The following is an 8,007-nucleotide window of genomic DNA, read 5'->3' on the forward strand; positions in this document are numbered from 1 at the left end:
CTTTCCCATGTTAACAAACATAAAAAAGACCTCCACCCTTACTTTACTTCTTTAGTGATCTATCGAAATAAGGCATGGGAAACTTGATAAATACTAGGCCATCTTTATTTTTTTATTTTCTGCTCCCTATTTAGTGTTGTTTAATATGCCAAATTTTAAAGGAAGATCAGAGCATTCTTATGAGTTTTAAGAAGTGTAAAATAATGTAAAATGATTGTAATTCGGCTTAACATGTTGAAATCTCAGGTATATTTGTAGAATGGTCTTTAGATATTTTAAAATCATTTTATTAAGTCTCATTTGTGCCCATTCGGTTAACGCAAAAGACTATTCTCAGAAGGATTTTAACGAGCAGCATATCAAAGTGGTGATGCGAATGATAGGGGATAAAATATTGCTCAACTTTGGTGATAGTATTTCGCGTGTGATGCCAATAGAAAAGGACCTAGGTAAATACAAGATTCAATTTGAAGCTGACTTTGAATTTAATCCTGAAGAATTAGTAACTACAATTAACCAAGTCATTAAGGAAACTGAAATTGCAAATAGTTATTTGGTAGAGGTTGAAAACTGCGAATCAAATAAAGTAGTGTATAGTTATGAAATGGGTAATTCGGTTAATCCGGATATGATTCCATGCAAAACAAGAAATCAGCCTAAAAGTTGCTACGCACTATTTATTACAATTTTGAATTCAGAACAACAAATTTCCTCAATGCTCTCAAAGCCTTCTCAATCCACACAGCTATTATCCTCGAGAAGAAATGAGTTCAATTATTTTAATGTCCTCTTAACAATTATATCTATTTTATTATTGATCGGTTTAATTTTGTATACCTGGAGGAATAAACATTTAAAAAAAGCCAATCCGGATATAATCCCTATAGGCAAATACCAATTTGACAAAAAGGGCATGATCCTCTCAAATGATAAGGAAAAAACTGAATTATCAAGTAAAGAGGCTGATTTACTTTATTTGCTCTTCACTTCAAAAAATAAAACGCTTAACCGAGAGTATATCCTTAATATTGTATGGGGTGATGAGGGTGACTATGTAGGTCGTACCCTAGATGTTTTTATCTCCAAATTGCGTAAAAAACTTGGAGCAGATTCAAGTCTGAAAATAGTAAATATAAGGGGAGTCGGTTATAAATTTATTATGAATGCTAGGTAATTCTAAATACAAAAAAGAAGAATAGGAGGCATTCGAGCCTCCACCTATTACTTAACAACCTTCCATTCCAAAAAATAATACAAGCTCCTGATCAACTTTTTCTCCTTTCGAATTTATGGCTGACTTCCAATTCCATTTTGGTATATAGGTAATCAACTTAATCAACTCTTTGTCCATAGAAGGATAACCCGATGTTGACATTAGTCTTACATTAGAAATTGTCCCCTTTCCTGTTACCGTGAAACTGATCTTTCCAGGTCTAAGTTTATCCCGATCTATCATTAAAGTTTTTTCTTTACTGTTTTCTTTAAGGTATTCGACCAGTACATCGTTGCCGAATATATACTCTGCTTCTTCTTCAGGAATAATAGTCATATAGCATACCAAATAATCTTCTTTTAAAGCTGGAGAAACAGTATCCTTTGCTCTGTAACTAGCACTGATACTAATATTAGTAGAGTAATTAGCAGATTGTAAAAGTTTTATTTGTGATGCATTCAATAAGTTATTTTCACCAACTTCACTTATTTCCTTATTGCTGTCTAGAATCGAAACTTTAAAGGTTTGAAAAGCCTCAATCTTTTTTGCCAGGTGATTGGGAATAATATCACCTATTGATTTAGCTTTATCCAATTTTTCTTTCGTAATGGTGTGGATATACCTGGAATGAAGATCGAAGAACAAGTTAGTATTGACCTTTTCGTTTGTTGTGGTTACATAATCATTGTTGGAATCAACGGTTTTATTATCAGGGATTTCTAGGATTTTCTTTTCGATAGTATTCCAATTCATAAAACCAAGGGCACTTAAACTGATGGTTGTTAATACAGTGCACAGAATTAAAGTTCTCTTTTTCATACGCGATTTATTTTATAATTACTTGCTAGTAAAATAACCGCAGATTGAAGTATTTTTTGGTAAATGAATTGTAAAATGATGTAAAGCTTGTGTAAAACATTCCTATTAGAAGCATTACAATTGTTGATAGGAAATAAACTTGCAAACAGTTCATTCAATGTCTACATTATCGCTTTGTAAATGGTTTTTTTATTCGAACACATTCCAATCTTATACAACCCAATTTATAGGAATATGAAGTATTAATCTTGGGTCAATTTATGGAGGTAAGAGGCAAGCTACAAGTTCAAACCAATAGGAGATATAAAAGGAATAGCGATTTTAAGCCTAATTCAAACCGCTATTGCCTTTAATTCTGGAAATTATTCAACTGAAAGGGAGCACTAAATAACGGTTATGGTATTAGCAATCCTAAATTGTATTAATAACAGGAGGTCCGCACCTGTTATTAATGATTTTTCCACCTTTCGTCAATAATTTGATGGGTAATAGCTGCACCCACTTCGCTGCCTTCTGCTGCTGCACCAACTATACCACTCCAACCTGTCCTTGAATCTCCTATAATATAAAGCCCTTTTACATTGGTTTCTTTATTATCATCAACCTCATAAAAGGTAAGTCCAAAATGTCCTTCAACCGTGGGTATTTCAAATTTCTCAGCGAAATCAACACTAGCAGTTGATTTCGTGTCGGATAAAAAGCCCCCCTCCCTCTCAACAGAGGTTCCATCTTGAAAAACCACTTCTTTCAATTGCCCATTAATAGAAACCAATTCCTTAATGGGTTTATCTATTACTTCAATCCCATTAAGTTGCAGATTGGTGATAAGCCTTTTCTCTTCAAGAGGCTCTCCATTGGTAAATACTATAAGATCCTTCGACCAATGGGCTATTACTTTTGCAAAATGGGGAGCCGAAAAAGCATTCCCAAAAACGCCAAGTTTTCTATCGGCCATTTCAAAACCATCACAAAAGGGACAGGGATAAACGGACTTTCCATACACTTCTTCTAATCCATTAATACCTAGCTGATCAACATTATCCTTGTGGCCTGTCGCAAGAATGAGTCGTTCACTTTCATATTCTTTTGAATCTGTTATCACTTTAAACCCTTTTGGAGTTTTTACCACTTGTAAGGCTTTTTCTTTTCGATAAACCACTGAGGGATATTTTTCCAATTGCTTTTTTGCAATGGAAAAAATATCCGAAGGATGTACTCCATCTTGCGTAAGAAAACCATGAGAATGAGTAGTTACCAAATTTCTCGGATTTTCTGTATTTAAAATCAAAGAATCAATCCTGCTTCGACCTAGCACCAAAGCCGCACTCATGCCTGCCGGGCCTCCACCTATTATGATCACATCTATATTTTTATTTTTCATTGTGCTTTCAAATTATCTAAAAATAGAAAAATATTACCATGAAGGATTATAACTATAGTTGCTATTTAATGTCCTTGCGCTTTATCACTGCTTTTGGAACAATTTACCTATAAAACTAGCTATCCGAAGGCTATTGCTTAATGGCATTCCAATACGACAGCCAGGCCATTTCATGCCATTTGTCTGCTTCATAATCTTCTTCCATTATTGCTTTTATAGCCGTTTCAACCATGGAAAAATAAAGCTTTTCAATCCAATCCAAAGTAAGGTTGGGTGAAGTTAATTTTCTTTGTACAAGCATTTCTAAAAGCTTCCTGAAGCTTTTCATCATTTCAGCATATTCCGGTGAGGCACTCTTTTTATTATTTTCAATCTCTTCGTTAAAACCATGAAGAAAACGGAACTGATAGCCACATTTAATATCATTCAAAAACATTGCCTTAAGTTGTTGAAGGGGGTCATCCGATACCTTCAATGCATGCTGCAAATTAGAAAAACAGATGGCGGCTGTATGTTCAATGATCGCTTCTATCAAATCAGATCTCCCTTTAAAGTAACGGTGCAAAGTCCTGCGATTCAAGCCGGTCTCATCAGCAATCTCCTCCATTGTAGCCGACGGTTTTCTACCCAAAGTTTCGATTGCCGCATTAATAATTTTTTCTCTGGTGTTTTTCATAAATGTCTCATTATTGAGACAAAAGTAAAAATGTCTCACCCTTGAGACAAGAAAAATTTATCTTTTTTTAAGAAATGGAGAATAAATATCCTTTTTCGCATTTCTTTAAATCAAGAAATCATAAGTCGTTATTTGTATATAATAGTGACTTTTACAGGCTTATTTAACCAGAAAGTAAGGTATTTGACTCACACAATTTTCCGTAATGCCCCATCTTCTTTAGCATTTTTTATGTGCTCTACCTTGTCCATAATGTGTTCCTGCCCTTAAAATCATTTAATTTTTAACCATAGGAAATAGATTGCTAAAAAACTAATTCAATAAATGACAGGTAGAGGATTCCATAGCTTTAAGGTCTTCCATTTTTACCCCCAAAAAAGCAGAGCAAATTCCATTGAAACTCTGGCAATTCGTCCCAGAACTAATAAGCTTTCATTAATTATTCAGCTCTTTTACAATAAGGCTACGGGGCCAACATTTTACTCTTTTGTAACCTAAGTAATTTAGTAGTGGTTAATCAATAAAAAAACCACCCCTCAACTCAAAACTTAATAATATGAATTGGCCCAATCAATTAACTGAAACTTTAGGAATTAAATACCCAATAATTCAAGCCCCTATGTTAGGGGTTACCTCACCAGAAATGGTTGGTGCTGCTTCTAACTTTGGGGTTTTGGGTTCACTCCCTGTAGGTGGACTAAGTCCTGATACATGTATGGAATTAATTCGCAAGACAAAAAGCCTAACCAATAAGACTTTCGCAGTTAATGTTTTTGCAAATGATTTCACTACAAAAAACCCCCAGGAAATTACTGAAATGCAGAATTTTTTACTTTCCCTTTGTGGAAAAAATAACATCCCATATATAAAAAAGCCTATAAAAGACCTTAGTTTTTTCAGTTATGAAGAGCAAATTGACATTCTTATCCAAGAAAAAGTACCTATCGTAAGTTTTACATTTGGTATTCTTAGTGATAGTGTTATTGAAAAATTAAAAAGTTCAGGTATTGTTTTAATTGGCTCCTGTACTTGTACTCAAGAAGCTATTATGCTTGAGGAAAAAGACATTGATTTTATTTGCACCCAAGGAATTGAAGCGGGAGCGCATAGAGCCTCATTTTTAAAAGATGAGGATCTTCCTCAAGTAGGTACATTTGCTTTAGTTCCTCAAGTATTTGAAAGAATAAAAAAAACCTGTAATTGCAGCTGGGGGAATATATAACGGTAGGACAATAAAAGCTGCCTTAATGCTAGGAGCTAAGGGTGTTCAAATCGGTAGCGCATTTATTGCTTCACCAGAAAGTTTGGCATCAGATGCTTACAAAAAAGCGGTAAAAAATTCATCTGATACGGAAACCAAGCTTACCAAAACATTTTCAGGAAAATGGGCAAGAGGTATAAAAAATAAATTCATGGAAACAGTAGAAGAATCAGGTATTAAAATCCCCCCTTACCCAATTCAAAACAGTCTAACTTCTACCATGCGTAAAATTGCCATAGAAAAAGACTTTACTGATTTTATGAGTTTATGGGCAGGGCAATCTGCCGCAATGGCTAAGAATAAATCAGTGACAGAGATATTAAGTGAATTAATAGATGAAACAGAAAACCTAAAATGCATATAAATAACCTTTTAAACTTGCATCCCGCCAATCAACCGATCTAGTTTTTTTTAAGACTCCCCGATTGTCCTCTATTGGAATGAAAACACGTCTTCCAAAGCTTTCATCATCCCTAATCCATGACTCAGGCACATTTGCAATCTGCCTCCATCTTCATTAGCATTTTAAATGACCCCTTCCCCCATTCTCATAAGTGGGACTTTCCTTAAAGTTTTTCAGGTTTCGATGATAGGTTAGAGATTGGGTAATAAGCAATTCAACAAATGAATACCTATCAACTAGGTTATAAGAAGCGGCCTTAAATCTACTTTTTCAATAGTCAAAATAATGATGAAGGGCTTCCGCATTACCTTATGTAAGCGAGATACACACAATAATGCTTTAAAAGTTGTGTTATCATTGGAAACTCGGTCACCAAGGCAATACAATCTTAATTCGAATTAAAAAATTGTTTTTTAAATAAAACCTTGTACATTTGTGTCGCGAACGATATAATCTTGAGCGCTTTAATCAAGAACAACATGAAAAAGGAAATAAAAACGACACTTACCCAAAACATTTTTAGAATATTATTAGCCTTGGGAATGCTCTATGCTGGGGTTAGTCACCTTACTTTTAATCGAATACATTTTCAGGCCCAGGTACCCGATTGGGTTCCACTGGACAAAGACCTAGTGGTCATATTATCAGGAATAGTAGAAATTGCATTGGCGTTGGCATTAGCCTTTTGGAAAAAAGAACGAGTCAGGGCAGGCTGGGCACTGGCGATATTTTTTGTCTTGATATTCCCTGGCAATATCGCGCAGTACCTAGACCACAAAGATGCCTTTGGGGTATTGAATTCTGATAAAGCCAGACTCATTCGACTATTTTTTCAACCCCTGCTTATTGTCTGGGCCCTGTGGTCAGCAGGCTCCTGGAAAGCTTGGAGAACTCAAAATGTCGTAAAATAAATTACTCACCTAACCTAAAAACAGTCAATATTGATGGATGATAGTAAACTTAAATTAAGCAAACAAGTTTGTTTTCCTATTTACTCTGTTTCTCGTCTAATTACTAAGGCCTATAGACCTTATCTAGAAGAACTGGGTATTACCTATCCGCAATATTTGGTGCTTTTAGTACTGTGGGAAAAAGATAATTTAACCGTCAATGAGATCTCTAAAAAACTTCTCCTGAACACCAACACTATTTCTCCCTTGTTAAAACGTCTGGAAAAATTGGACCTGATTCAACGGAAGCGTTCCAGCGAGGATGAAAGAAGTGTTTTTGTTCAACTTACGGATAAAGGAAAGCAATTGAAAGCCCAAGCGCTTCCTATTCCTGAAAAATTAATTGCGGATTTAGAATCTGAAAAAATCCAAATAGAGGACATGGAGAAATTAAAGAATATGCTATGTGAATGGCTTTCGGTTATCCAGCACAAATGTGAGTCTTCCACTAAAAATTAAAAACAATGGTTAGGTCATACCAAAGAGTAATGACAACTATATTAAAAATGAAAATTCATAACAACAACAATAAATAACATGGAATTATTAGAAAAATTAAATTGGCGTTACGCTACAAAAGCCATGAATGGCCAAAAAGTAGAGCAAGAAAAAGTTGATAACATTTTAGAAGCAGCATCCCTTGCGCCTACCTCTAGTGGTTTACAGCCTTTTGAAATCTTAGTAGTAACTAATCAAGAAATAAAAGAAAAGATCAAACCTGTTGCCTGGAATCAATCGGTAATTACAGATTGTTCACATCTTTTGGTATTTGCCGCTTGGGATACTTATACTGAAGACCGTATTAACAAGATGTTTGACCTGGTTAATAACGTTCGTGGATTTAAAAATGAAGGATGGGAAAATTACCGTCAAATGCTTTTAAGCTCTTATCCACAAAGAGATGCCGAAGAAAATTTTAACCATGCTGCAAAACAAGCCTATATCGCTTTTTCTCAAGCTATAACTGCTGCTGCATTTGAAGGGGTTGACAGTACGCCTATTGAAGGATTTGATCCTGCTGCAGTGGATGAAATTTTAAATCTAAAAGAGAAAGGCCTTAGAAGCTGTGTAATACTTACCCTAGGTTATAGAGATACTGAAAATGACTGGTTAGTGAATCTAAAAAAAGTTAGAAAACCAAAAGAAGACTTAGTAACCGTGATTGATTAAGGATGTAGTTTAACCAATTTGTTTTACTTATTGGGGCAATTTTAATTAAAGAAACCATTAGGGAGTTCCGTCCTTAATGGTTTTTTTGTTACTTCTATATTGGTTTTTTTTTTGTTGAAACGAAATGTCTTCTC

At 34.7% G+C, this 8,007-nt stretch carries 9 protein-coding genes; 6 read left to right on the forward strand and 3 right to left on the reverse strand.

The window, feature by feature from the left end:
- Nucleotides 1-259 precede the first annotated feature (259 nt).
- Nucleotides 260-1,174: a winged helix-turn-helix domain-containing protein gene (locus E1171_RS12710; RefSeq protein WP_222931491.1), complete on the forward strand. Its 915-nt coding sequence runs from the start codon at nucleotides 260-262 to the stop codon at nucleotides 1,172-1,174.
- Between the two features lie 51 nt (nucleotides 1,175-1,225).
- Here E1171_RS12710 and E1171_RS12715 read toward each other — a convergent pair whose 3' ends face one another.
- From E1171_RS12715 to E1171_RS12725, 3 genes are all read right to left on the reverse strand, one after another.
- Complete coding sequence (locus E1171_RS12715) at nucleotides 1,226-2,032, reverse strand: energy transducer TonB (protein ID WP_155206384.1); 807 nt, start codon at nucleotides 2,030-2,032, stop codon at nucleotides 1,226-1,228.
- Nucleotides 2,033-2,480: 448 nt separating this feature from the next.
- Nucleotides 2,481-3,413 (reverse strand): NAD(P)/FAD-dependent oxidoreductase, encoded by a 933-nt coding sequence (locus tag E1171_RS12720; RefSeq protein WP_155206385.1) that lies wholly within the window; start codon nucleotides 3,411-3,413, stop codon nucleotides 2,481-2,483.
- A 130-nt stretch (nucleotides 3,414-3,543) separates the two neighbouring features.
- Entirely contained in the window at nucleotides 3,544-4,089 is a 546-nt protein-coding gene (locus tag E1171_RS12725; protein WP_155206386.1) for a TetR/AcrR family transcriptional regulator, read from the reverse strand.
- Nucleotides 4,090-4,645: 556 nt separating this feature from the next.
- Between E1171_RS12725 and E1171_RS24635 the strand changes: the two genes are divergently transcribed.
- The 5 genes from E1171_RS24635 (at nucleotide 4,646) to E1171_RS12750 (ending at nucleotide 7,873) form a co-directional block, all read left to right on the forward strand.
- Nucleotides 4,646-5,311, forward strand: a complete 666-nt coding sequence (locus tag E1171_RS24635) for an NAD(P)H-dependent flavin oxidoreductase (protein WP_155206387.1) — start codon at nucleotides 4,646-4,648, stop codon at nucleotides 5,309-5,311.
- Nucleotides 5,312-5,336: 25 nt separating this feature from the next.
- Complete coding sequence (locus E1171_RS24640) at nucleotides 5,337-5,714, forward strand: NAD(P)H-dependent flavin oxidoreductase (protein ID WP_155206388.1); 378 nt, start codon at nucleotides 5,337-5,339, stop codon at nucleotides 5,712-5,714.
- Between the two features lie 518 nt (nucleotides 5,715-6,232).
- Entirely contained in the window at nucleotides 6,233-6,664 is a 432-nt protein-coding gene (locus tag E1171_RS12740; RefSeq protein WP_155206389.1) for a DoxX family protein, read from the forward strand.
- A 33-nt stretch (nucleotides 6,665-6,697) separates the two neighbouring features.
- Nucleotides 6,698-7,162, forward strand: coding sequence for a MarR family winged helix-turn-helix transcriptional regulator (locus tag E1171_RS12745; protein ID WP_155206390.1), 465 nt, complete (start codon nucleotides 6,698-6,700; stop codon nucleotides 7,160-7,162).
- A gap of 78 nt (nucleotides 7,163-7,240) precedes the next feature.
- Nucleotides 7,241-7,873, forward strand: coding sequence for an NAD(P)H-dependent oxidoreductase (locus E1171_RS12750; protein WP_155206391.1), 633 nt, complete (start codon nucleotides 7,241-7,243; stop codon nucleotides 7,871-7,873).
- Nucleotides 7,874-8,007: the final 134 nt, after the last annotated feature.

Origin of the sequence: Xanthovirga aplysinae, assembly GCF_009711365.1 — a bacterium.
Lineage (GTDB): Bacteria > Bacteroidota > Bacteroidia > Cytophagales > Cyclobacteriaceae > Xanthovirga > Xanthovirga aplysinae.

What these genes read in the sequence shown, in the direction of transcription:
- E1171_RS12710 (WP_222931491.1), top strand. Translation starts at nt 260, where the DNA reads ATGGTCTTTAGATATTTTAAAATCATTTTATTAAGTCTCATTTGTGCC.
- E1171_RS12715 (WP_155206384.1), bottom strand. Translation starts at nt 2,032, where the DNA reads ATGAAAAAGAGAACTTTAATTCTGTGCACTGTATTAACAACCATCAGT.
- E1171_RS12720 (WP_155206385.1), bottom strand. Translation starts at nt 3,413, where the DNA reads ATGAAAAATAAAAATATAGATGTGATCATAATAGGTGGAGGCCCGGCA.
- E1171_RS12725 (WP_155206386.1), bottom strand. Translation starts at nt 4,089, where the DNA reads ATGAAAAACACCAGAGAAAAAATTATTAATGCGGCAATCGAAACTTTG.
- E1171_RS24635 (WP_155206387.1), top strand. Translation starts at nt 4,646, where the DNA reads ATGAATTGGCCCAATCAATTAACTGAAACTTTAGGAATTAAATACCCA.
- E1171_RS24640 (WP_155206388.1), top strand. Translation starts at nt 5,337, where the DNA reads ATGCTAGGAGCTAAGGGTGTTCAAATCGGTAGCGCATTTATTGCTTCA.
- E1171_RS12740 (WP_155206389.1), top strand. Translation starts at nt 6,233, where the DNA reads ATGAAAAAGGAAATAAAAACGACACTTACCCAAAACATTTTTAGAATA.
- E1171_RS12745 (WP_155206390.1), top strand. Translation starts at nt 6,698, where the DNA reads ATGGATGATAGTAAACTTAAATTAAGCAAACAAGTTTGTTTTCCTATT.
- E1171_RS12750 (WP_155206391.1), top strand. Translation starts at nt 7,241, where the DNA reads ATGGAATTATTAGAAAAATTAAATTGGCGTTACGCTACAAAAGCCATG.